The 21,477-nt window shown below is 70.6% G+C and carries 19 protein-coding genes; 8 read left to right on the top strand and 11 right to left on the bottom strand.

Annotated elements, in window-relative coordinates:
- Nucleotides 1-35: 35 nt before the first annotated feature.
- The gene (gene cimA / locus ID574_RS26240) at nt 36-1,610 is read right to left on the bottom strand and encodes a citramalate synthase (protein ID WP_188191628.1); all 1,575 of its coding nucleotides are present in this window, start codon (nt 1,608-1,610) and stop codon (nt 36-38) included.
- A gap of 180 nt (nt 1,611-1,790) precedes the next feature.
- Complete coding sequence (locus ID574_RS26235) at nt 1,791-2,426, bottom strand: DsbA family protein (RefSeq protein WP_188191627.1); 636 nt, start codon at nt 2,424-2,426, stop codon at nt 1,791-1,793.
- A 32-nt stretch (nt 2,427-2,458) separates the two neighbouring features.
- Between ID574_RS26235 and ID574_RS26230 the strand changes: the two genes are divergently transcribed.
- Genes ID574_RS26230 through ID574_RS26220 form a run of 3 tightly spaced genes read left to right on the top strand, consistent with a single transcriptional unit; the run spans nt 2,459 to nt 4,553 of the window.
- Complete coding sequence (locus ID574_RS26230) at nt 2,459-3,106, top strand: O-methyltransferase (RefSeq protein ID WP_188191626.1); 648 nt, start codon at nt 2,459-2,461, stop codon at nt 3,104-3,106.
- A 5-nt stretch (nt 3,107-3,111) separates the two neighbouring features.
- Nucleotides 3,112-4,311, top strand: coding sequence for a hypothetical protein (locus ID574_RS26225; protein ID WP_188191625.1), 1,200 nt, complete (start codon nt 3,112-3,114; stop codon nt 4,309-4,311).
- Nucleotides 4,308-4,553, top strand: coding sequence for a hypothetical protein (locus ID574_RS26220; RefSeq protein ID WP_188191624.1), 246 nt, complete (start codon nt 4,308-4,310; stop codon nt 4,551-4,553). Before ID574_RS26225 ends, ID574_RS26220 begins: the two co-directional genes overlap by 4 nt.
- Here the strand turns inward: ID574_RS26220 and ID574_RS26215 are convergent.
- From ID574_RS26215 to serA, 3 genes are all read right to left on the bottom strand, one after another.
- A complete protein-coding gene (locus ID574_RS26215; protein WP_188191623.1) occupies nt 4,550-5,647 on the bottom strand; it encodes a branched-chain amino acid aminotransferase in 1,098 nt (365 codons plus the stop codon). The genes ID574_RS26220 and ID574_RS26215 overlap by 4 nt on opposite strands.
- A 220-nt stretch (nt 5,648-5,867) precedes the next feature.
- Nucleotides 5,868-6,914, bottom strand: coding sequence for a 3-isopropylmalate dehydrogenase (locus ID574_RS26210; protein WP_188191622.1), 1,047 nt, complete (start codon nt 6,912-6,914; stop codon nt 5,868-5,870).
- Between the two features lie 522 nt (nt 6,915-7,436).
- Nucleotides 7,437-9,026 (bottom strand): phosphoglycerate dehydrogenase, encoded by a 1,590-nt coding sequence (serA, locus tag ID574_RS26205; RefSeq protein ID WP_188191621.1) that lies wholly within the window; start codon nt 9,024-9,026, stop codon nt 7,437-7,439.
- Between the two features lie 242 nt (nt 9,027-9,268).
- Between serA and ID574_RS26200 the strand changes: the two genes are divergently transcribed.
- Both ID574_RS26200 and ID574_RS26195 read left to right on the top strand, forming a co-directional pair.
- The gene (locus ID574_RS26200; protein WP_188191620.1) at nt 9,269-10,123 is read left to right on the top strand and encodes a hypothetical protein; all 855 of its coding nucleotides are present in this window, start codon (nt 9,269-9,271) and stop codon (nt 10,121-10,123) included.
- 99 nt (nt 10,124-10,222) lie between these two features.
- A complete protein-coding gene (locus tag ID574_RS26195) occupies nt 10,223-11,584 on the top strand; it encodes an MFS transporter (RefSeq protein ID WP_188191619.1) in 1,362 nt (453 codons plus the stop codon).
- On the opposite strand, the gene ID574_RS26190 is transcribed toward ID574_RS26195, so the two are convergent.
- The 3 genes from ID574_RS26190 to ID574_RS26180 are packed head-to-tail and all read right to left on the bottom strand — an operon-like array spanning nt 11,544 to nt 15,312.
- On the bottom strand, nt 11,544-14,123 hold the full coding sequence (locus tag ID574_RS26190) for an FtsX-like permease family protein (protein WP_188191618.1): 2,580 nt from the start codon (nt 14,121-14,123) through the stop codon (nt 11,544-11,546). The genes ID574_RS26195 and ID574_RS26190 overlap by 41 nt on opposite strands.
- The gene (locus ID574_RS26185) at nt 14,120-14,803 is read right to left on the bottom strand and encodes an ABC transporter ATP-binding protein (protein ID WP_188191617.1); all 684 of its coding nucleotides are present in this window, start codon (nt 14,801-14,803) and stop codon (nt 14,120-14,122) included. The genes ID574_RS26190 and ID574_RS26185 overlap by 4 nt, the downstream gene beginning before the upstream one ends.
- Entirely contained in the window at nt 14,800-15,312 is a 513-nt protein-coding gene (locus ID574_RS26180) for a PadR family transcriptional regulator (RefSeq protein WP_188191616.1), read from the bottom strand. Before ID574_RS26180 ends, ID574_RS26185 begins: the two co-directional genes overlap by 4 nt.
- A gap of 87 nt (nt 15,313-15,399) precedes the next feature.
- Here ID574_RS26180 and ID574_RS26175 point away from each other — a divergent pair, with 87 nt between their 5' ends.
- The 3 genes from ID574_RS26175 (at nt 15,400) to ID574_RS26165 (ending at nt 18,836) form a co-directional block, all read left to right on the top strand.
- Complete coding sequence (locus tag ID574_RS26175; RefSeq protein ID WP_188191615.1) at nt 15,400-15,951, top strand: FHA domain-containing protein; 552 nt, start codon at nt 15,400-15,402, stop codon at nt 15,949-15,951.
- 255 nt (nt 15,952-16,206) lie between these two features.
- Nucleotides 16,207-17,751 (top strand): D-alanyl-D-alanine carboxypeptidase/D-alanyl-D-alanine endopeptidase, encoded by a 1,545-nt coding sequence (dacB, locus tag ID574_RS26170; protein WP_188191614.1) that lies wholly within the window; start codon nt 16,207-16,209, stop codon nt 17,749-17,751.
- Nucleotides 17,752-17,942: 191 nt separating this feature from the next.
- The gene (locus tag ID574_RS26165; RefSeq protein WP_223167075.1) at nt 17,943-18,836 is read left to right on the top strand and encodes a CAP domain-containing protein; all 894 of its coding nucleotides are present in this window, start codon (nt 17,943-17,945) and stop codon (nt 18,834-18,836) included.
- A 318-nt stretch (nt 18,837-19,154) separates the two neighbouring features.
- Here ID574_RS26165 and ID574_RS26160 read toward each other — a convergent pair whose 3' ends face one another.
- The 3 genes from ID574_RS26160 to map form a co-directional block, all read right to left on the bottom strand.
- Nucleotides 19,155-20,078, bottom strand: coding sequence for a cysteine peptidase family C39 domain-containing protein (locus ID574_RS26160; protein WP_188191612.1), 924 nt, complete (start codon nt 20,076-20,078; stop codon nt 19,155-19,157).
- Between the two features lie 132 nt (nt 20,079-20,210).
- Complete coding sequence (locus ID574_RS26155) at nt 20,211-20,453, bottom strand: hypothetical protein (protein WP_188191611.1); 243 nt, start codon at nt 20,451-20,453, stop codon at nt 20,211-20,213.
- A gap of 215 nt (nt 20,454-20,668) precedes the next feature.
- A complete protein-coding gene (map, locus tag ID574_RS26150; protein WP_188191610.1) occupies nt 20,669-21,436 on the bottom strand; it encodes a type I methionyl aminopeptidase in 768 nt (255 codons plus the stop codon).
- Nucleotides 21,437-21,477: the final 41 nt, after the last annotated feature.

Genomic DNA, 21,477 nt, shown 5'->3' with positions numbered 1-21,477 from the left:
GGGGTGTGTGAAGGCTTCCACACCCCGGCGGAGGCTCAGCAGTCGCGGCCCGCGCGCAGCAGCCCGTACGTGACCGCCTGCTCCAGGGCCTGCCACGAGGCGTCGATGATGTTCTCGGCGACGCCGACCGTGGCCCACTCGGAGGTCTCGTCGCTGGAGGTGATGAGCACGCGGGTGATGGCGCCGGTGCCGTGGGTGCCCTCGAGTATGCGCACCTTGTAGTCGATCAGCTCCAGCTTGGCCAGCTCGGGGTAGAGCTTCTCCAGGGCCAGCCGCACGGCCTTGTCCAGGGCGTTGACGGGCCCGTTGCCCTCGCCGGTGGCCACGATGCGCTCGCCCTTGGCGTGCAGCTTGACGGTGGCCTCGCTGACCAGCTCGCCGCCCTTGGTGCGCTCGACGATGACGCGCCACGACTCGACCTCGAAGTGGCGCTTGCGCTCCCCGTGGACGGTGTCGCGCAGCAGCAGCTCGAACGACGCGTCCGCGGCCTCGAACGTGAACCCCCTGGACTCGAGGTCCTTGACCCGCTCGACCAGGGTCTTGGTGTGCTCGGGCGTGAGCTCGTAGCCCAGCTCGCGGCCCTTGAGCTCGACGGAGGCCCGCCCGGCCATGTCGGAGACCAGCATGCGCATGTCGTTGCCGACGGCGGCCGGGTCGATGTGCTGGTAGAGGTTGGGGTCGACCTTGATGGCGCTGGCGTGCAGGCCGGCCTTGTGGGCGAAGGCGGACATGCCGACGTACGGCGCGTGCGAGTTGGGGGTGACGTTCGTGACCTCGGTGATCGCGTGGGCGATGCGGGTCATGTCGGCGAGCGCCGCCGGCGGCACGAGGTCGAAGCCCCGCTTGAGCTGGAGATTCGCGACGACGGTGAAGAGGTTGGCGTTGCCGGAGCGCTCGCCGTAGCCGTTGGCGCAGCCCTGGACGTGCGTGGCGCCCGCCTTGACGGCGGCCAGCGTGTTGGCGACCGCGCAGCCGGTGTCGTCGTGGCAGTGGATGCCGACGCGGGCGCTCGTCTGGACGGCCTCGTGGACGATGTCGGCCAGCTCGTCGGGGAGCATGCCGCCGTTGGTGTCGCACAGGGCGATGACGTCGGCCCCGGCCTCGGCGGCCGTCCTGATGACCTCCAGCGCGTAGGCTGGATTGGACTTGTAGCCGTCGAAGAAGTGCTCGGCGTCGAGGAAGACTCGCTGTCCCTCCGCACGGAGGTGGGAGACCGTATCGCGGATCATCGCGAGGTTCTCCTCGAGGGTCGTGCGGAGGGCCAGCTCCACGTGCCGGTCGTGGCTCTTGGCGACAAGGGTCACGACCGGCGCGCCGGATTCGCGCAAAGCGGCCACCAATGGGTCGTCGGCTGCCTTCACACCGGCCCGGCGGGTCGCGCCGAACGCGGCGAGCTGCGCGTGCTTCAGGTCGAGCTCTGTTTGAGCGCGCCTGAAGAACTCTGTGTCCTTGGGGTTGGCGCCCGGCCAGCCCCCTTCGATGAAACCGACGCCCAGGCCGTCCAGGTGACGCGCGACGGCGAGCTTGTCGGCGACGGTCAGGTTGAGCCCTTCCTGCTGCGCGCCGTCCCGCAGCGTCGTGTCGTATACGTGGAACCGGTCGTCGGCCATCTGTCTCACTTCTTCCTGGAAAACAAAAAGACCCCTCACGGACGTGAGAGGTCTGCGCGCTGGCGGTGTCCCTATATCAGCCAGCGCGCCTGCCGATAATGAGCAGACCGTAGAACATGGTGCTCCCCAGTGTGCCATACGGATTCACCATTCGGCACACCGGTCTCAATCGGTGGGACGTCATACGACGACTCCGGCTCCTCCGGTGATGGCGCGCTCCAGCGCGGCGGGGTCGAACGCCTCGCCGCCCAGAAGCCGGCCGTCGAGCACCAGCGTCGGCGTGCCCTCCAGCTGGATCTTGGCGCTCGCCTCCACGTGCGCCTTCGCGTACGACTGCGACGTCACGCAGTCGTCCACGGCAGCGCCCGCCTTCCTGGCCGCCTTGACCAGCTCCTCCACGGTGAACCCCGACGCCACGCCGTGCGGCGCGGGCTGGATGGCGTACAGCTCGTCCCTGAACGCCAGCCAGTTCTGCTCGGGGATGCAGCGTGCGGCCGCGGCGGCGCGGATGGAGTTGGAGCGCATGGGCTCGTCCTGGAAGATCGTCACAGGGTGGAAGACGACCCTGACCCTGCCCTCGCGCGCCAGCCGCTGGATCGTGGCGTCGACCTTGGCGTGCATGTCCTTGCAGACCGGGCAGTCGTAGTCCTCGAACACGTCCAGCACGGGCGCGTTGCTCGACCTGTCGGCCAGCACCATGGAGCCGTCGGCCTGCCTGGACAGCCGCACCCCCTCGGACGACGACGCGCCAGGATTGGACCACCACAACCCCGCCACCGCCGCGCAGGCGAGCACAACCGCCACAAAACGTTTCATGATTCGCATCGCGCAGACCCTATCGTGGCCACATGAAGGCAGACCTCATCGCTCCCGCCGTCGCACAGTACCTCCTCGAGCACTCGACCAGCCCCGACCCCTTGCTGGAGGAGCTGGCGAAGGAGACCGCGCAGGCCACGGGCGGCAACGCGGGCATGCAGATCTCACCCGACCAAGGTCTCTTCCTCACCATGATCACTCAGTTGATCGCGCCTGACGTGGCGGTGGAGGTGGGGACGTTCACCGGATATTCATCCCTGTGCATCGCGCGCGGCCTGTCGGGCGGCCGGCTGCACTGCTTCGACGTGAGCGAGGAGTGGACGTCGATCGCGCGCCGGTACTGGGCGAAGGGCGGCGTGGCGGACCGGGTGACGCTCACACTGGGACCGGCGCTGGAGACGCTGGCCGCGTTCGACGAGATCATCGACCTGGCCTTCCTGGACGCCGACAAGGGCAACTACCCCGGCTACTACGAGCTGCTGATGGCCCGCATGCGGCCGGGTGCGCTGCTGATCGCCGACAACACGCTGCGCCGCGGCCACGTGGCCGATCCCGCCCGCAACGAGCCGACGACGGTGGAGATCCGCGAGTTCAACGACCTGGTGATCGAGGATCCGCGAGTGACCGTGCTGATGCTGCCGGTCGCCGACGGCATGACGCTGATCAGGAAGAACCCGTAGCGGCGATGCGGACGCCCCATGACCCGCCGGAGTGGGTGACGGAGCTGATCTGGCGCCTGGTGTCATGGCTCGACGCGGGCCTGAGGTGCGTCGCCGAGGCCGATCTCCGGGCCGAGGGGCTGGTTCCGCGGGAGCCGCCGGTCGCCGTCGAGGCGCCGCCGATCAAGGTGAGTGCCGCGCTGAGGTCCCGGACCACGGTCCTCGACTGCGACGCGGTGCTTGCCGACGGACGGCCGGACTGGGCGGAGCTGGCGGCCGAGCACCGGCGGAAGCCGTTCGGCCGGGTGCAGCGTCGGGCCCTGATCGCGCGCCGGGACTGCCCCGACGAGCTGACCCGGGCCCTGCTCACGCCGTGGGACTCGCTCGTGGCCGTCCGTCTCGGGGACCGGGGACAGCCCATTCCGCGGTGGGTATGGGAGACCGCCCTGGCCAGGGTCGGTGAGACGAGGCACACGTTCGTCCGGCAGGCCGTGTCGGAGGAGGCGGTGCGGGAGCAGATCCTGGCCACGTCGCGCCTGGACCTGTTCGTACGGGCGGTCGCCGACGTCGACACCCCGAAGACAGCGATGTTCTGGAAGGGCGTGGGCGGGTTGCTGCGGCAGTGGCTCGGCGACGATCGAGCGGCCTGGCCGACGGCCGCCGCGGTGTTGACCGCGCACACGGGGACGTTCGAAAGCCTGCTCCACCGGATCGAGCAGACGCCGGTCGCAAGGTCCCCGCAGGACGCGGACCTGCGGGTCCTGGTCCACGCGCCGGACGCCCTGCTGGCCGAAGTGATCAGCGAGCTCTCCGACGAGGCGCTGGAACGCATGGGCAAGAGTGACCGGGGCCCCGGCCACGCCCGGAATTCCCACCTCAGCTCCATGATCGTCAAACGGATCTTCGAGGCCAGCATTCCTCCTCGCGGGGTCTTCGCCCGGTGGGCGCACGCCGCGCGTGCGCGGTCCCGAGCGAGTGCGAGGCGGTGCTGCTGGCCGTGGCCGGCGAGGACGGCCCGCTGCCCTGGCCCGGCCTGGTCGACGCGCACCGCGACGCGCCGCTGCCGAAACACGTGCTGTGCTCGCTGGCCGCCCGGGAGGGTTTCCCTGAGCCGCTCGCGCGGTCGCTCCCGCGCGATGACCTGTACTGGCTGGCGGCCCAGAGCCCGGCGGCCGCGCGGGCCGCCGTGGCCGCCGGGCTCGCCTACCACTACCCGTGGAACGTGATCCCCCCGATCCGGGAGGCGGGGGTTCTCGCCGACGAGGAACTGGTGGCCACGTTCCGCCCAGCCATGGGGCCGGTCCAGCACGTCGTCGGGCTGGCCGAGGACGACGGGCTACGCGTTGCCTGCGCGCTGACGGTGGAGCGGGCGGCTCGGGAGGCGCCGGCCGGATTCTGGCCCGCGGTGCTCAGGAGGCTGTTGTCCTTCAAGGGGACGCTTCCGGAGCTGCTCGCCCACCCCGACTAGACGATCTTGTGGATCCAGCTGTGGGCGTCGGGGCGGGCGCCGTACTGGATGCCGACCAGCTCCTCGCGGACCCGCATGGTCACCGGCCCGGGGGTGCCGTCCGCGATCGTCCAGGACCGGTCGGCGCCCTTCACCGAGCCCACCGGCGTCACCACGGCCGCCGTACCGCAGGCGAAGACCTCGGTCAGCTCGCCGGACTCGCAGCCGGACTGCCACTCGTCGACGGAGATGAGGCGCTCCTCGGTCTCCAGGCCGAGGTCGCCGGCCAGCGACAGGATCGAGTCTCTGGTGATGCCGGGCAGCAGGGTGCCGGTCAGGGCGGGGGTGACGAGCTTGTTGCCGAAGACGAAGAACAGGTTCATCCCGCCCATTTCCTCGACGTACTCGTGGGCGTGGGCGTCCAGCCACACCACCTGGTCGCAGCCGTGCTCCACCGCCTGCCGCTGGGCGACGAACGCGGCGGCGTAATTGCCGCCGCACTTGGCGAAGCCGGTGCCGCCGGGGGCGGCCCGGGTGTATTCGGTGGACAGCCAGACCGAGACGGGCTTGATGCCGCCCGTGAAGTACGAGGCCGCCGGCGAGGCGATCACCATGTACTTGTACGACTTGGACGGGTAGTTGACCCCGAGCCCCGCCTGGGTGGCGATCATGAAGGGCCGCAGGTAGAGGCTGTGCCCCTCGGTGGTGGGCACCCACTCCTTGTCCGTCTCGACGAGGAGCTCCAGCGACTCCACGAACGTCTCCTCGGGCAGCTCGGGCATGGCCATGCGGGCGGCCGAGCGGTTGAAGCGGGCGGCGTTCGCGTACGGGCGGAACATCACGATCGAGCCGCTGATCTGGCGATAGGCCTTGAGGCCCTCGAATAGCTCCTGCGCGTAGTGGAAGACCGAGGTGGCCGGGTCGAGAGAGAGCGGGCCGTACGGCATCAGCCTGGCGTCGTGCCATCCCTGGCCCTCGGTGAAGTCGATCGAGATCATGTGATCGGTGAAGAATTGACCGAATCCCGGGTTCGCCAGTACCTGCTCGCGCTCTGCCGCGGTGCGAGCGTGGTCGGATAGCTGCACGTCGAAGCCGAGCTTCTGAGCGATGGTCATGACGGCGGTCCTTCTCTCTGCGAATCTGCGAAATTTACCGGATCCCACGGATCTGCGGATCCACGGTCCTACGGCAGGACTGCCCGAAGGCAGCCCGTACTTCCTATTGTCTCGCTATATGGGATGGCAAGCGGCCGATGGGCGATTCGGCCTTTTTGGGCGTGAAAAAGCGCCTGGCGGTCCTTCCGCGGACCGCCAGGCGCGTCGGGGCTAGGCGGTCCTAGCCGGATACTCGCGCGGTGATGTCGTCGCCGATCTCGTGGGTGGTGCGGCCCGCCCAGCCGGCCAGGCGCTCCACGATGTCGTCGGCGACCGCCTGCTCGACCCTGGCGGCCTCGGTGTGCAGGCCGAGGTGGTCGAGGAGCATGGCGACGGACAGGATGGTGGCGGTCGGGTCGGCCTTGCCCTGCCCGGCGATGTCGGGGGCGCTGCCGTGCACCGGCTCGAACATGCTGGGCGAGGTGCGCTCGGGGTTGATGTTGCCGCTGGCGGCCAGGCCGATGCCGCCCGCGATGGCCGCGCCGAGGTCGGTGATGATGTCGCCGAACAGGTTGTCGGTGACGACGACGTCGAACCGCTCCGGCTGCGTCACGAAGAACATCGAGGCCGCGTCGATGTGGCAGTAGTCGGTCGTGACCTCGGGGTATTCCTCCGCCAGACGGTTGACCGTGCGCTGCCACAGGTCGCCGGCGTAGGTGAGGACGTTGGTCTTGTGGACGAGCGTGAGCTTCTTGCGCGGCCGCGTCTTGGCCTTCTCGAACGCGTAACGCACCACGCGCTCGACGCCGTAGGCGGTGTTGAGCGACTCCTGGGTGGCGATCTCGTGCGGCGTGCCGCGCCGCATGGCGCCGCCCGTGCCCGCATAGAGGCCCTCGGTGCCCTCGCGGACGACGATCATGTCGATGTCTTCAGCGGGGGTGTCGGCCAGCGGGGTCTCCACGCCGGGGAACAGCTTGACCGGCCGCAGGTTGACGTAGTGGTCGAACTCGAAGCGGAGCCGGAGCAGCAGGTCGCGCTCGAGGATGCCCGGCGGGACGCTGGGGTCGCCCACAGCGCCGAGCAGGATCGCGTCGTAGCCGCGCAGCTCTTCCAGCACCGCGTCGGGCAGGGTCTCGCCGGTGCGGTGATAGCGCGCGGCGCCCAGGTCGTAGTGGGTGGGCTCGATCTTCGTGCCAACGGCTTCGAGGACCTTGAGCCCCTCGGCCACGACCTCGGTGCCGATGCCGTCTCCAGGGATGACGGCCAGGCGGATGTTACGCGAATCCATGGCGGTACCTTACCGGCTCGTCTCGACTGACGAACACATCATCTCACTTTTCGGACAGCTGTTCCCAGCGCCCCCCTCTGCCCTACCGGCCGGGGTGCTCCGGCGCGCCGCCGTTGTCGCGGCGGTCCAGCGCAGTCTGGACAGCCTCCGCCGCCTTGTCCTCGTGTTCCTCGGCACGGTTCCAGGCATACATCTCGTACATGATTCTCATCTCGTTTCGCGGGCGCGTTCCAATGGAGGACATCGGACCCCGGTCCCGAATCCGAACGGGGCCTGATCTCGCGGTCCGGGTCACGGACCGAACGAAGGGGACTTACCGGCCGACACACAACGCCACTCACCGCGGCGAGTCGTCGACCTGCCCTAACAGGCCTCGCCGCGGCAGGTAATGAGTACGAGCACCTGGCGCATTTGTCGTTACGATACCTGAGGCATCTCGTTGGATGTCCTAGTATCTCGCATGTTGAGACAACAAAAGGCCGCCGCCCCGGAGGGCGGCGGCCTTTATGGCGAGACGGAGGGTCAGTCCTCCAGGTCCACCGAGCGGCCGCTCTCCGCGCCGATCTCGGAGACGATCTGCTCGATCACCTCGGCCGGGATGGCAGAGTCGACGGTCAGGGCGATGAGCGCCTTGCCGCCCTTGGTGGAGCGGGCCACCTGCATCGAGGCGATGTTGACGTTGTGCTCGCCGAGGAGGCGGCCGACCACGCCGACGATGCCGGGCCGGTCGGTGTAGGTGAAGAACGCCAGGTGGGCCGTCGGCTCGATCTCCATCTCGTAGCCGTTGACCTCGACGATCTTCGTGATCTGGCGGGGCCCGGACAGCGTGCCCGAGACCGAGACCTGGCGGCCGTCGGCGAGCACGCCGCGCACGGTCACCACGTTGCGCCAGTCGGGGCTCTCGGAGCTGGTGACCAGCTCGACGGCGATGCCGCGGTCCTTGGCCAGCAGCGGCGCGTTGACGTACGTGACCTGCTCCTCGATCACGTCGGCGAACATGCCCTTGAGCGCGGCCAGCTCGATCACCCGCACGTCCTGGGAGGCGATCTCGCCGCGCACCTCGACGTCGAGCTTGGTGGCGACCTCGCCGGCCAGCGCGGTGAACACCCGGCCCAGCTTCTCCGCCAGCGGCAGGCCCGGCTTGACCTCCTCGGCCACCGCGCCGCCCTGGACGTTGACGGCGTCCGGCACGAACTCGCCCGCCAGCGCCAGCTTCACGCTCCGCGCGACCTGGGTGCCGGCCTTCTCCTGGGCCTCGTGCGTGGAGGCGCCGAGGTGCGGCGTGACGACGACCTGGTCCAGCTCGAACAGAGGGCTGTCGGTGCACGGCTCCTTGGCGAACACGTCGAGGCCCGCGCCCGCGACACGCCCCTCCTTGATCGCGGAGTAGAGCGCGGCCTCGTCGACGATGCCGCCGCGCGCCACGTTGATGATGCGGACGTTCGGCTTGACCTTGCGCAGCGCCTCGTCACCGATGAGCCCGAGGGTCTCCTTGGTCTTGGGCAGGTGCACGGTGATGAAGTCGGCCTGCTTGAGCACCTCCTCGAGGCTGACCAGCTTGACCCCCATCTGCGCGGCGCGGGCCGGCGGAAGGTAGGGGTCGTAGGCGATCAGCTCGACGCCGAACGGCTGCAGCCGCTGCGCCACCAGCTGGCCGATCTTGCCCAGGCCGAGGATGCCGACGACCTTCTCGTCGAGCTCGACACCGGTGTACTTGGACCGCTTCCACTCGCCCCTCTTCAGCGCGGCGTGGGCCTGGGCCGTGTTGCGCGCGCTGGCCAGGATGAGCGCGACCGTCTGCTCGGCGGCGCTGGTGATGTTGGAGGTCGGCGCGTTGACGACCATGACGCCGGCCTTGGTGGCGGCCTCGACATCGACGTTGTCGAGACCGACGCCGGCGCGGGCGACCACGCGCAGCTTGGGCGCCGCGGCGATGGCCTCGGCGTCGACCTGCGTGGCGGAGCGGACGATCAGCGCGTCCACGTCGGCGAGCGCGGGCAGCAGCTGGGAACGGTCGGCGCCGTCGGTGTGGCGGACCTCGAAATCAGCGCCGAGCACGGCGAGGCCAGCCTCGGACAGCTCCTCTGCGACCAGAACGACGGGCTTGTTCACAGGCGTGAATCCTTAGGGGCTTGCACGGGTCTACGAGGGACACCTCCACGGATCCCCCGGCGGTCCCACCGAGTCTATCCGGCGCTTGTGAAAGCGTTCACGAGAGACCCACCATGTGAGACAGCTGCCGCCCTACCCACCGAGCGGAAAAGTCATCCACTCCGCGCCCATCTTTGTCTTGATCGGAAGATTTCTTCACCATTAGCCTGATAAGCCGTGGCCAACTACCTATCGTTCGTCATATGAGCATCGGGAATCCTGCGCTTGCCGACGTGCTCGCCCAGCATGGCACGCCCCACCGCCTGCTGGGCGCTCTCGCCGACGGTGGTGTCCTGGTGGCAGTGCGACCAGATCGTTCGGTCGTCCTCGGGACGACACAGGCCGGTGACCGCGTGTTGCTGGGCTACACCAGCCCGGCCACCTACGCCCGGCACCGCGGCAGCCATTCCCTGTCGGCGTGCGACGCCGACACCATCCTGGACATCCAGCGCGTCACCGGTGTGCGGGAGATCGTGATCGACGCGGCCGGACCAGCCGCCGCGGCCGTGCCCATCGACGACCTCCAGCGCTTCCTCACCACGACGCGCACGGGGCCCACGCCCGTCCTGTCGGGGGCGGTGCCGGCCGCCTACGCGACGGGCGCGATGGCCACCGTGTCGCGCGGTGCCGCGCTGGCCCAGGTGGCGACGCCGGCCCCGCAGGCGCCGGCGATCCCGTGGGTGCCCGCGCCCCGGCCACATCTGTCCGGGCCGATGCAGCAGGTGGACCCGGGCTACCGGCGGTGCACGCACCCGATCCTGCCCGCGCTGCGGCAGGCGATCGGGCAACTGCTCATGGACTTCCCGCTGGTGCACCACGTCTGGATCTCCGAGGCCCGGACCGCGTCCGGCGCGACGGGAATCATGCTGCACGTGAAGACCCACATGTCGGCCGCCGAGGACGTCGTACGCGATCTGCACCGGCTGGTGCGGGCCAGACTGCCGCAGTTCGCGGCCAGCGGTGCGCCGATCCTCATGGCCAGGGTGGCGGACGCGCGCAGCGAGCGCCGGATGATCGAGATCGGCGCCCACGTGGTCTGCGCCGACGTGAGCGACTGACGAAGCCGTGCGCGAGGGCCCGGGCGCCCGGGCCCTTCGCCGCGTGCGCGCGGAAACTGGGCCTCCCCAAACAAGCTCTCGCTCGGCTTCAATGAGAGCATGATCACACCGGTGGTGAGCACGCCCACGGTTCCCAGGAGCGTGCGCCTCGGCTACGGGGTGGGCTCCTTCTGCACGGCCACGGTCAACGCCGTGCCCGGGCTGCTCCTGCTCTACTACATGACCAACTTCCTGGCCGTGCCCGCGTGGCTGGCCGGTGTGGTGGTCACCGCGCCCAAGGTCTGGGACCTGGCCATCAACCCGCTGGTCGGGCGCTGGTCGGACCGGACGGTCTCACGCTGGGGCCCGCGGCGGCCGTGGCTGCTGGCGGGGGCGTGCACGCTGCCGGTCGCGTTCTTCCTGGTGTTCGCCGGGCCGCCGGTGACGGGCGTCGCGGCCGCCGGGTACGTGGGAGTGTGCTACCTGGCGACGGCGACGGCGTACGCGCTGTTCGAGGTGCCCTACAAGGCGATGCCCGGCGAGATGACGCACGACTACCACGAGCGCACCTCGCTGCTGCAGTGGCGGATGGTGTTCATCGGCGTGGCCACGGCGATCAGCGGCATTCTCGCGCCGGCCATCGCCACCGGCGAGGGCGAGAACGGCACGCTGAGCAGCTACCGGACGATGGCCGTCACGATCGCGATCGTGCTGTTCGCCGCCATGATCGGCGCGTTCTTCGGCACCGCCCGCGCCCCCATGACCGGCGCGCCGGAGGCGGACCGGGGCACGTGGCGCGAGCAGTTCGCCGCGATCAAGGGCAACTCGGCATTCCTGTGGCTGACTGTGCTGGCCTGCACCCAGATGCTGGCCGTCAGCATGATGCTGGCCGCCGCACCGTACTTCGCCACCTACACGCTCGGCTCCCCCAAGGCCACGCAGACGCTCTTCGCCGCGCTGGTGGGGCCGATCCTGCTGACGATGCCGCTGTGGGTGCGGCTGGCCAAGCGGTTCGACAAGCGCGGCGCGATGATCCTGGCGGCGGTGCTGTACGCGGGCGGCGCGGCGGCGGCCATCGCGACGCCGCTGTTCGGCGCCGTGTGGGCGCACGTGACGATCACGCTGGTGGGCGTCGGGTTCTCCGGCCTGCAACTGCTGCAGTTCTCGATGCTGGCGGACGTCATCGCCACCGACGCGGCGAAGACCGGCAAGCGCCGGGCCGGCGTGCTGACCGGCCTGTGGACGGCCATCGAGAGCGCGGTCAGCTCGTCCGGCGCGCTGATCTTCGGTGTGATCCTGTCGATCGGCGGCTTCATCGAGTCGGAGCCGAGCAGGCCGGTCCAGCAGCCGGACAGCGCGGTGACCGCGGTCCTCATCGGGACGACCGCGGTCCCCACGCTGATCATCCTGGCGTCGGTGCTGATGACGTTGAAGTACCGCCTTACGCCACCCGCCGCGCCAGCACCAGACGCGTCCGCGTGAACGCGCCCGCCACCAGCGCCGCCAGCAGCGGCAGCCCGATCACCACCCCGGCCAGGAACAACCAGGGGACGTCGATCGTCGTGGGCCCGAACGCGGCCACCGGATCCCCCTGCTGGCGAAAGCCCTCACGGGTCAGCGGCCAGGTCGCGACGATGCCGCTCACCGCGCCCGCCGGCAGTCCCACCAGGGCGCCGAGGCCCGAGATGTACGCCGCCTGGGCCGCCACCACGAGCCGGCGCACCCGCGGCGCCCCGCCGACCGCCGACAGGGTGTCGAGGTCCTGGCGCATGTCGGCGGCGGCCAGGCCGGTGGCCGCGAACGTCCCGCCGAGCACGAGGACGAGCGCCGCGCCGAGGAGTATCAGCAGGACGAAGAAGCGGTCCTCGTCGTAGCCTCGCTCGAGGTTGATGTACGCCGTCTCGGCGCCCACCACCCTCAGGTGGGTCTGCAGAGGGAGCTCCTCGACGGTGACGCCCGCGGCGTAGAGCGTGCGCGGCACTGCCTTGAACCCCGCCTGCGCCAGCACCCCCGCAGGCACGATGACGCCGCCCTGATTCGCGTCGGCACCACGCGCCACCACGGCAGGCACCCGCCACACCTTGCCCGATGTCGCGCCTTCGGCATTCCAGTACCTCGCGTTCAGCTCGACCATGCCGTCGCGGACCACAGCGGGATCGAACGCCACGACCTTGCCGGCCGCCAGCGCCGCCGCGGCCTGCGGGTCACGGCGGCCCTGCAGGAGGGCGAGCAAGCGCTCGTCGCCGACCGGCACCGGGGCGTAGAAACCGTGGCTGCACCTGTCGCCGCAGTTCCTCCCGCCGACGGTCAGGAGCACGTTCCGGCCACGTGTGTCCTCGGGCTCCAGCCCTTCGACCAGGGACACCCCGGGCAGGCTCTGCTGGACGGCCGCCCGCAGTCTGGCCCATGTCGGGCCGGTCGCGTCGTGGGCGCGGATCGTCATGGTGCCCACGGGGACCACCGAGTCGCGGGCCGCCTCTCGCGCGGCGTAGGAGCTGCTGGCGCCGATGCCGAGCGTGACCGCGCCCATGGTGGCCGCCATGACGGCCGCGGCGGCGGAGGCCGTGCGGACACGGTGCCGTGACGCGTCGCGCACGGACAGGCGCAGCGCGAGCGGCAGCCGCGCGGCCAGCCCTCCAGTGGCCCGCACCAGCCACGGCATGAGCGCGACCAGGCCGAGAACGAGCAGCACGGCGGACGCCGCGACGGACAGCACGCCGTGGCTCACGGCGTAGACGCTGCCGCCGAGCCCGAGCACCACCAGCACGATCCCGACCATGGGGCGTCCCGCGCGCTCGCGCGTGTCCACGGCGGCGCGTCCGGCCAGCACCTGCGCGGGGCTCTGCCGGCTCGCCTGGACCGCCGGCACCAGCGCGGCGGTCAGCCCGCTGATCAGGCCGAGGAAGGCCACGCCGAGCACCTGCGACCACGGGACGTCCAGGGGGCCGTGCTGCCAGTCCAGCACGCGGGCCGCGACCCCCTCCGCCACGGCGCCCGCGCCGATCCCGAGGGCGGCGCCCAGCAGCGCGGCCGCGCCGCCGAGCACGAGCCCGTCGGCCAGCACGATCGTCTGGAGTTGCGGGCCGTCCGCGCCCTGCGCCGCGATGACCGCCAGTTCCCTGCGCCTGCGCCGCAGCCCGACGGCGAAGGCCGGCCCGGCGAGCAGGACGGTCTCGGTGATGATCAGCACGACGGCGATGCCGAGCCAGGCCAGCCCGCGCATGCCGTCGTCCGGAGCGAAGTCCGCTATGCCGGTTTCGTCCGGCGTTGCGCTCTCGACCACGGCACGGGAGAGGACAACCAGTCCCTGGTCGTTGAGCCGCCGGATGTCCGCCCACTGCACGGGTGCACGCGTGTCGATCAGCCAGCCGCTGCTGTTGCCGTCGTTCTGATGCGGCAGCAGCCCCTCCGGCAGCGCGACCATCTCGCGCAGGCCGGGGCGGTTCGGATGGGCGACGACGCCGACCACCCGCACGGTGCGGTCCGGCCGCCACACCTGAATCGTGCCGCCGATCCGGGCGCCCCTGTCGACCATCTCGGGGGACACGGCCACCTCACCGGGCGCGGCGGGGAACCGGCCCTCGACGAGGGCGCGCATCCCGCTGGTCATGGGGTCGCGCAGATCCGCCTCGAACACCTCCACCGAAGACCAGCCGTCCGCCAGCTTGGCGTCCACGACGTTGGACTGGTAGCGGAGGAGGCGGCCGTCGAGCAGCTTGTTGATCTCGGCGGGCGTCCATGGGGGCCCGGAGCTCTCTATCAGCGGCTGGTTGGGGACTCCACCGTCGTAATTCTGCTTGATCGGGGTGCGGGCGGGGATGGTGTCGATGCGGGCGTCGGCCGCGCCCAGCGTGGAGCTCAGCGTCTCCCGCAGGGTGAGGTCCGTGGTGGCGGCGCCGGTCAGCACCGCTGTGATCACCAGCACCGGCAGGCCGATCATCACCATGATCAGCGCGGTGCGGCCCTTGAAGCGCAGCGCGTCCCGGCGTGAGATCCGCAGCGCGGCGCGGAAGACGCTCATCGGGCGCTCTCCAGCCGCACGGTGTTCGACTCCGCGATCAGGCCGTCGCGCAGGTAGATCACGCGGTCGGCCCACGCCGCGTAGCGCGGCTCGTGGGTGACGAGCAGCACCGCCACGCCGTCGTCGTCGCAGCGGGAGCGCAGCAGCCGCAGGATCTCGTCGCCGGTGGCGGTGTCGAGTGCGCCGGTCGGCTCGTCGGCCAGCAGCAGGCGCCGCTCGCCGACCAACGCCCTGGCGATGGCGACGCGCTGGCGCTGACCGCCGGACAGCTCCTCGGGGAAGCGGTCGGCGATCTCCTCGGCGCCCACGTCGGCCAGCGCGATCAGCGCCTCTTTCCTGGCCTGGCCCGTCCGGACGCCGTCGAGCTCCCTGGGCAGCATCACGTTCTCGGCGGCCGTCAGGGACGGGATCAGGTTGAGGTCCTGGAAGACGTACCCGACGCTGCCGCGCCTGAGCGCGGCCAGGTCCGCGACCTCGGCGAGGTCGCGGCCCTCGATCGTCACGCTGCCGGAGGTGGGCCTGTCGAGGCCGCCGGCCACGTTGAGCAGGGTTGACTTGCCCGAGCCCGACGGGCCCATGACCGCGACCAGCTCACCGCTCGCCACCTCCAGGCTCACGCCCCTCAGGGCGTGGACCTGGCCGTGCTCGCGGGTCACCTCTCGCAACCTCACCACAGTCATGCGTTCTTCTCCTTGGAAACGGCCTCGCAGTGGTCCAGCCAGCGCTGCTCCGCCTCGGCCTTGAAAATCAGCGAATCGAGGACCAGCCGCTGCGCGAGCCCTCCGGCGGCGGCCCGCTTGGCCTGCGTGAGCTCCTGCAGCCCGCGCATGGTCGCCATGCGCTGGGTGTGGATGACGTCGCCCACGTCGACGTCCTTGGTGGCCACGGCCATCGCGATCTTGATGGCGAGCTCGTCCCGAGGCCGGTCGTTCTGGGCGACGGGGGTGCTGAACCATCGCTCCAGCTCCGCACGACCGGCCTCGGTGATCGTGTAGACCGCGCGGCCCTGCTCGTCGGCGCCGTCCGGCGCGACCAGCCCGTCGCGTTCGAGCCGGGAGAGCGTCGTGTAGACCTGGCCGATGTTGAGGGGCCAGGTCGCCCCCGTCGACGCCTCGAACTCCACCCGCAGCTGGTAGCCATAGCGCGGTCCGCTGCTCAACAACGCGAGCAGTCCGTGTCTGATCGACATGGATACTGAGTATGCATACTCAGTATCCCCTCTGCAACTGATCCGCGTTTTCTGGACACGAGCCAAATTCGGCCCGATACTCGCTACATGAGCTCGACCCATCCGCCCTTTCGCGCATCCGACGGGGAACGTGACCGTGCGATCGACGAGCTCAAAGACCGCGCCGTAGAGGGCCGGATCTCCCACGACACCTTCATCGGCCGGGTCGACCAGGCACTGCGGGCGCGTAACCAGTGGGAGCTCGACGAGCTGGTGGCCGACCTGCCGCGGCGGCCCACGATCCGCCAGCGGCTGACCGACGCAGTGGCGGCGGTGTCGGAGTTCACCACCAAGCTGCAGGCCGCCTGGCGGCGGCCGCGACTGCCCCGGCTGGCGCTGCCCGACGACGACCGGCTCCGCTACGTGGTGGGGCGGGGGTCGGCCTGTGACCTCGTGCTGTCCGACCTGACGGTGTCCCGGGTCCACGCCGAGCTGCGGCGGCAGGACGACGGCGGATGGATGCTGGTCGACCTGGGCTCGCTCAACGGGACTCGGTTGAACGGCTGGCGGCTCGTCGGCCCCGCCCGGGTGAAGTCGGGGGACGAGATCTCGTTCGGCGACTGCGGCTTTCTGCTGACTTCCGGCCAGCCGTCCGCCTGACCCGCCCGCCACCCGCCTTCGACGCATGCCTGTGCGTACTGCGCCGCCGGGCGGGGTGGATCACCCGCTTCGCCTGTGTGCGCGGCGTGGGGAGCGCGGGCTCCAGAGCATGTGCGAGTGCGATGGGTGGCGCGCCGGAGACGGACTGGAGGCACGGGACCGCGGACAGCGGGAGAAATACGGATATTTGCGGATTACACGGGGGCGGGGGTGATTCATGCTCTCAGGCGATCCCCCAGTCTTCTTGGAGAACCCATGCGGCGCACCTCAGCATCCCTCGTCGCGGGCGCGCTCGTCGCGGCCCTCGCGTGGGCGTCCGGTCCCTCCTCGCCCGCCATCGCCCTCGACCCCTCGGCCGGCGTGGCCGACCTCACGCAGGACATCAACGAGATCCTCAGCGACTCGCGGCTCACGATCGCCAGAGCCGGCGTCGTGGTCAAGAGCGCCCAGACCGGCGAGGAACTGTACGCCACCGACGCCGGCAAGCTCATGATCCCCGCGTCCAACACCAAGCTCTTCACCTCGGCCGCGGCGGCGGAGACGCTCGGCCTCGACTACCGCTTCACCACCACCGTCCTGAGCAGCGGCCGCAAGGCGGGCTCATTCCTGACCGGCGACCTGGTGCTGCGCGGCACCGGCGACCCGACCATGCTGGCCGCGGACTACGACGCGCTGGCGGCGGAGGTGGCGGCGGCGGGCATCAAGGTCGTCACGGGCAAGCTGGTGGCCGACGACACGTGGTTCGACTCCCAGCGGCTCGGCAACGACTGGTCGTGGGACGACGAGACCGCCTACTACGCGGCGCCGATCTCCGCCCTGACCGCCTCGCCCGACCGGGACTACGACGCGGGCTCGGTGATCGTGGCGGTGGCCGCCGACGGTGACAAGGTCAAGGTGTCCACGACGCCGGAGACCGACTACCTGAAGATCGTCAACAAGGCCACCGTGGGCTCCCAGACGAACGTGCTCATCGAGCGGCAGCACGGCACCCGCACGGTCGTGATCACCGGTACGGTGGCGAGCCCGTACCAGGAGTGGGTGGCCGTGGACGACCCCACCGCGTACGTCTCCTCGCTGTTCCGCAAGTCGCTCACGAAGCACGGCGTCAAGGTGCTCGGCCCCACCACGACCGGGGCGACCCCGGAGGGGGCGAAGGAGCTGGCGAAGCACGAGTCGATGACGCTGGGCGAGCTGCTGGTGCCGTTCATGAAGCTCAGCAACAACATCCACGCCGAGATCCTCACCAAGGCCATGGGCCGGAAGGCCGTGAACCAGGGCACGTGGTCGGCCGGACTCAAGGTGAGCACCGACTTCGCCAGGGCGAACGGCGTACAGGTGATCAACATGCGGGACGGTTCCGGGCTGTCGCGCCGCGACGGGTTCTCGCCCGGCTCGATCGCGCAGCTGCTGACCGCCGTCCGCGGCAAGCCGTGGTTCCCGACCTGGTACGAGTCCCTCCCCATCGCCGGCAACGCCGACCGCTTCGTCGGCGGCACGCTGCGCAACCGGATGCGCAACACGCCGGCCGCGAACAACGTCCACGCCAAGACCGGCTCGCTGACCGGCGTGACGTCGCTGTCCGGGTATGTCACCAGCGCCGACGGCGAGCCGCTGATCTTCTCGATCATGCTGAACCAGTACCTGTCGGGCTCGCCGAAGGACATCGAGGACAAGATCGCCGTCCGGCTCGCGCAGTTCTCCCGCGCGAACCCGGTCAACGCCCCGGCCGAGCTCCGCACGGCACAGGACGCCCCGGCGGGCGACCTCGAGTGCTCGTGGCTGAAGCCCGTACAGTGCTAGCCGCCTGCTGAGACCCCGCGGCCCCCTGACGTTCAGGGGGCCGCTATGGTTTACCGAGCTCGGCGCAGGTCTCATCACGGTTCGATCACTTGGAGCTCCAGGTATGGCCGAACTTTTCGGGACATGGCCGACTTCGGAGGACCAGAATGCGGATTCGACGCGGTGTCGAGCCCCTCAACCGGAGGACAGAAATGCGCAGACAGCTCCAGGCACTGGCCTGCGCCGGGAGTCTGGCGGCCTTGAGCTGCGCCTGCGCGCCCGCCACGCAAGCACCCGCCGCGCAGCCGCCTGCCGCGCAGCCGCCTGCCGCGCAAGCGCCCGCCGCGCAGCCGCCTGCCACGCAGACACCCGCCGAACAGGCGCCCGCCGCACAGCTCGCCGCCGCGCCGCAGGCCCAGCAGCAGGCGTGCCGGGTGGTCGCGGTCAAGCCGGCCGTCTCCAAGGGCAAGATCCGCGGCATCGCGGTCAGGACCGGCTGCGCGGACCAGGCCCGCCTCCGGGTACGCATCGCGCTGGACGTCACCGGCCCCGACCGCGTCGTCAAGAGCGGCTCCAAGGTCATCGGCAACGGGCGGATCACCGCGGGCGCGGACTGCACCTCCACCACCCGCCGCTACTACGTGATCGCTCTCGACGCGCAGGGCCGGGTCAACAAGTCCCGTTCGGCGAAGCTGACCTGCGGGCGCGCGACGGCCGGCAAGGGCTTCGCCTCGGCGGTGGAGACGGCGGTCGTCAAGCTCACCAACGACGCCCGCGTCAAGAACGGCTGCAAGCCCCTCATCCACGACCCCAAGCTGCACCTGGCCGCCGAACGCCACTCGGCCGACATGGCGGTCAACGACTACTTCGACCACGACTCGCGCAACGGCCGCAGTTTCGACCAGCGGATCACGGCGGCGGGCTTCACCTTCACCAGGGCCGCCGAGAACATCGCCAAGGGCCAGCCCACCGCGGCCGCCGTGGTCAGGGACTGGCTCAGGAGCCCCGGACACCGGGCCAACATCATGAACTGCGCCTTCACCCACATCGGCGTCGGACACCACACCAAGGGCCCCACCTGGACCCAGGACTTCGCCGCCCGCTGAAAGGCCAAGGGAGCGCCAGGGCTTCACCGGCCACACCCCGAGCCGGTTCCCACCGCACGCCCACGGCGCTCCCCTCCCAGCGGGCCCGGCCGCGCCTCCCCCCGCACAAGGACCGCGGCCGGGCCCGCACGCCTCGCTCCCTTTGCCCCGCCCCCGCAGGCCGGCCGCTTCAGAGCCGCCGACACGGTGAGCGCCGCCCTTCACTTCCTCCCCCGAGGAGACGGACCGCAGGTCCCCGTGGGCAGGCCGCACGTCGGCAGAGGCCTTCTTGGAAAAGGCCGGATCGGCGGCTCCACAGGGACAGACCGTACGGGGTGATCAGGCGAGATCCGGGGCCTTGCTCAGCAGCGATCGCAGGTGCTCGTACGTGGGGGCCAGCCGCCGCAGCCCCGCCGCCACGGCCGCGTCGTCGCCCAGGGTGAGTGGAAGTTGCAGGCTGCCGAGCACGCGGGCCTGCCCGGCCGCGACGGAGGCCGCCTCCTCCAGGCCGATCAGCTCCAGGCACACGGCTGCGTCGGCAAGCCGCCGGGCGCCGACGCGTACGCCGAAATGCAGCAGCAGCCCGCGCACCTCGTCGTCGAGCCCCTTCTCCACCATCTCGGCCAGCCCCAGCGCGGCGGCGGCGCCGCCGAGCGAGCCCGGCGCCACCGGGAGGTCGTCCCGCCCCTCCAGCCAGCGGACGGCGGCGGGCAGCGAGGCACGCAACGCCTCCGGGACGGCCGTCTCCCGCACCCGCGCGAACCCGGTGCGCAGCACGTACGGCGCCTTGACGTACTCCACCGAATCCGCCCGCCAGGAGGCCAGGAAGTCCGCGACCGGCAGGGTGGCGTAGGGATGGCCGTGCGGATCGTGCACGACCACGACGCCGCCCTCCACCGCCAGCACCAGGACGTAGTGGTCGCCACTGCCGTCCGGGACGTAGGGCAGCCGTCCCATGTCGATCGGCCCGGCCATGGCGGGGCCGCGCTCGACCGCGGCACGCAGCCGGGCCAGCGCCTCCTCGGCAGTGCCCGCCTCGCTCCGCTCGCATTCCCAGCCGAGCAGCTCGACGGCGGCGTCGACCCCCAGCTCGGGGTCCCAGCCGTAGGGGTCGAAGTACGGGGTACGGCCGCCCGCGAGCTGCATCCCGAACGGCGACCCCGTCAGCGTCTCGATGACGCCGGGCGCCGGGGCGTCCCGGCCGATCATCATGGCCAGGCAGTTGGCGTAGCAGTACGGGCCGGAGCCCAGGTAGGCGATCATCGTGCGACCTCGCAGATGGGCGACGACAGGACGTAGGCCATTGAAGGCCATGACACGGTGTCAGGGTCCAGCGCCGGAGGACCCCGGCACGGCGAAGGGGCCCGCCGGCGCGGGCCCCTTCGTACCGTTTCGTCAGCCGCTCAGGACGCTCGAGAGAAGCTCGTTCAGGAGGTCGAGGTCGACGACGTCGTTGTCCTCGCCGAAGTTGTTCCACTCACCGAAGTGCAGCACTCTGCCGTCGTCGTCGCTGGGGGCCTGCAGGATCCCGGCCTGGACCGGCGCGGCGGTCACGCTGGGTGACACAGCCAGCGCCGAGCCGCCGAACGCGACCATCCCGCCGGCGAGGCCCGCCAGGATAAGCCCTGCTCTATACATATCTTCTCCTCTGATGCCTATCGACTACTCTCCGTAGCTATCGGGAGAAGATCTGCCCTATGTCCACTTTCAACAAACACCCCCAATTTCGCTCTTGACCTGCAAGAATGCCCCGCCTGGGGGAAGAGGTGCGGAAGATCACGTTTCTTGACGAATCGGTGTGCGAGCCCGAGGGATATCCGAGGTTTTCGTGACTCGCCGACGACCCCGGACCCCTAGGGCAGAGTGAGGACGACCGGGCCGTCGGCGGTGATGGCCACCGTGTGCTCCACGTGCACACTTCGGCTGCCGTCCGCCGAACACACCGACCAGCCGTCCTCCGCCATGACATAGTCGTCGCCGCCCCCGGCCATCAGGCTGGGCTCGATCGCGATCACCAGGCCGGGCCGCAGCGGCAGGCCGCGCCCCCGGCGCGCCTCGTTGGGCACGAACGGCGACTCGTGCATGGCCCGCCCGATGCCGTGGCCGCCGAAATCGTTCTGCATGCCGTAGCCGGCGCCGCGGCCGACCGTGGACATGGCGTGGCCGATGTCGCCCATCCGGCCGCCGGGCAGGGCCGCCTCGATGCCGGCGGCCAGCGTCTCCTCCGCCACCCTGATCAGCTTCAGGTCCTCCGCGCGCGGCTCGCCGACCGTGAAGCTCACCGTGCCGTCGGCGTGCCAGCCGTCGACGTACGCGCCGCAGTCCACGCTGATGAGGTCGCCGTCGCGCAGCCGGTACGGCGTCGGCAGGCCGTGCAGCATGACCCCGTTCACCGAGGTGCAGATCACGCCCGGGTACGGCGTGGCGCCGAACGACGGGTGGTAGCCCAGGAACGACGCCCCCGCCCGGGCCTCGGCGATGACGGTCCGCGCCACCTCGTCGAGTTGCTCGAGCGACACCCCGACGGCGGCCCGCTCCCGCACGGCGGCGTGCACGGCGGCGACCACCCTGCCCGCCTCCCGCATCGCGTCGATCTCCCCGGCGCTCTTCAGCTCGATCATGGGCCCCTCCTCGTCCGCCTACCGATAACTATACCGGTATT

The sequence above is a fragment of the Nonomuraea sp. SYSU D8015 genome (assembly GCF_008065375.1).
Taxonomy (GTDB): Bacteria; Actinomycetota; Actinomycetes; order Streptosporangiales; family Streptosporangiaceae; genus Nonomuraea.
The sequence above is the reverse complement of the archived record's forward strand: the minus strand, read 5'-3'. Positions and strand labels throughout refer to the sequence as shown.

Excerpts from the sequence above, each read along its gene's own strand:
- cimA (WP_188191628.1), bottom strand. The coding sequence starts at position 1,610 with ATGGCCGACGACCGGTTCCACGTATACGACACGACGCTGCGGGACGGC.
- ID574_RS26235 (WP_188191627.1), bottom strand. The coding sequence starts at position 2,426 with ATGAAACGTTTTGTGGCGGTTGTGCTCGCCTGCGCGGCGGTGGCGGGG.
- ID574_RS26230 (WP_188191626.1), top strand. The coding sequence starts at position 2,459 with ATGAAGGCAGACCTCATCGCTCCCGCCGTCGCACAGTACCTCCTCGAG.
- ID574_RS26225 (WP_188191625.1), top strand. The coding sequence starts at position 3,112 with ATGCGGACGCCCCATGACCCGCCGGAGTGGGTGACGGAGCTGATCTGG.
- ID574_RS26215 (WP_188191623.1), bottom strand. The coding sequence starts at position 5,647 with ATGACCATCGCTCAGAAGCTCGGCTTCGACGTGCAGCTATCCGACCAC.
- ID574_RS26210 (WP_188191622.1), bottom strand. The coding sequence starts at position 6,914 with ATGGATTCGCGTAACATCCGCCTGGCCGTCATCCCTGGAGACGGCATC.
- ID574_RS26200 (WP_188191620.1), top strand. The coding sequence starts at position 9,269 with ATGAGCATCGGGAATCCTGCGCTTGCCGACGTGCTCGCCCAGCATGGC.
- ID574_RS26195 (WP_188191619.1), top strand. The coding sequence starts at position 10,223 with ATGATCACACCGGTGGTGAGCACGCCCACGGTTCCCAGGAGCGTGCGC.
- ID574_RS26190 (WP_188191618.1), bottom strand. The coding sequence starts at position 14,123 with ATGAGCGTCTTCCGCGCCGCGCTGCGGATCTCACGCCGGGACGCGCTG.
- ID574_RS26185 (WP_188191617.1), bottom strand. The coding sequence starts at position 14,803 with ATGACTGTGGTGAGGTTGCGAGAGGTGACCCGCGAGCACGGCCAGGTC.
- ID574_RS26180 (WP_188191616.1), bottom strand. The coding sequence starts at position 15,312 with ATGTCGATCAGACACGGACTGCTCGCGTTGTTGAGCAGCGGACCGCGC.
- ID574_RS26175 (WP_188191615.1), top strand. The coding sequence starts at position 15,400 with ATGAGCTCGACCCATCCGCCCTTTCGCGCATCCGACGGGGAACGTGAC.
- dacB (WP_188191614.1), top strand. The coding sequence starts at position 16,207 with ATGCGGCGCACCTCAGCATCCCTCGTCGCGGGCGCGCTCGTCGCGGCC.
- ID574_RS26165 (WP_223167075.1), top strand. The coding sequence starts at position 17,943 with ATGCGCAGACAGCTCCAGGCACTGGCCTGCGCCGGGAGTCTGGCGGCC.
- ID574_RS26160 (WP_188191612.1), bottom strand. The coding sequence starts at position 20,078 with ATGATCGCCTACCTGGGCTCCGGCCCGTACTGCTACGCCAACTGCCTG.
- ID574_RS26155 (WP_188191611.1), bottom strand. The coding sequence starts at position 20,453 with ATGTATAGAGCAGGGCTTATCCTGGCGGGCCTCGCCGGCGGGATGGTC.
- map (WP_188191610.1), bottom strand. The coding sequence starts at position 21,436 with ATGATCGAGCTGAAGAGCGCCGGGGAGATCGACGCGATGCGGGAGGCG.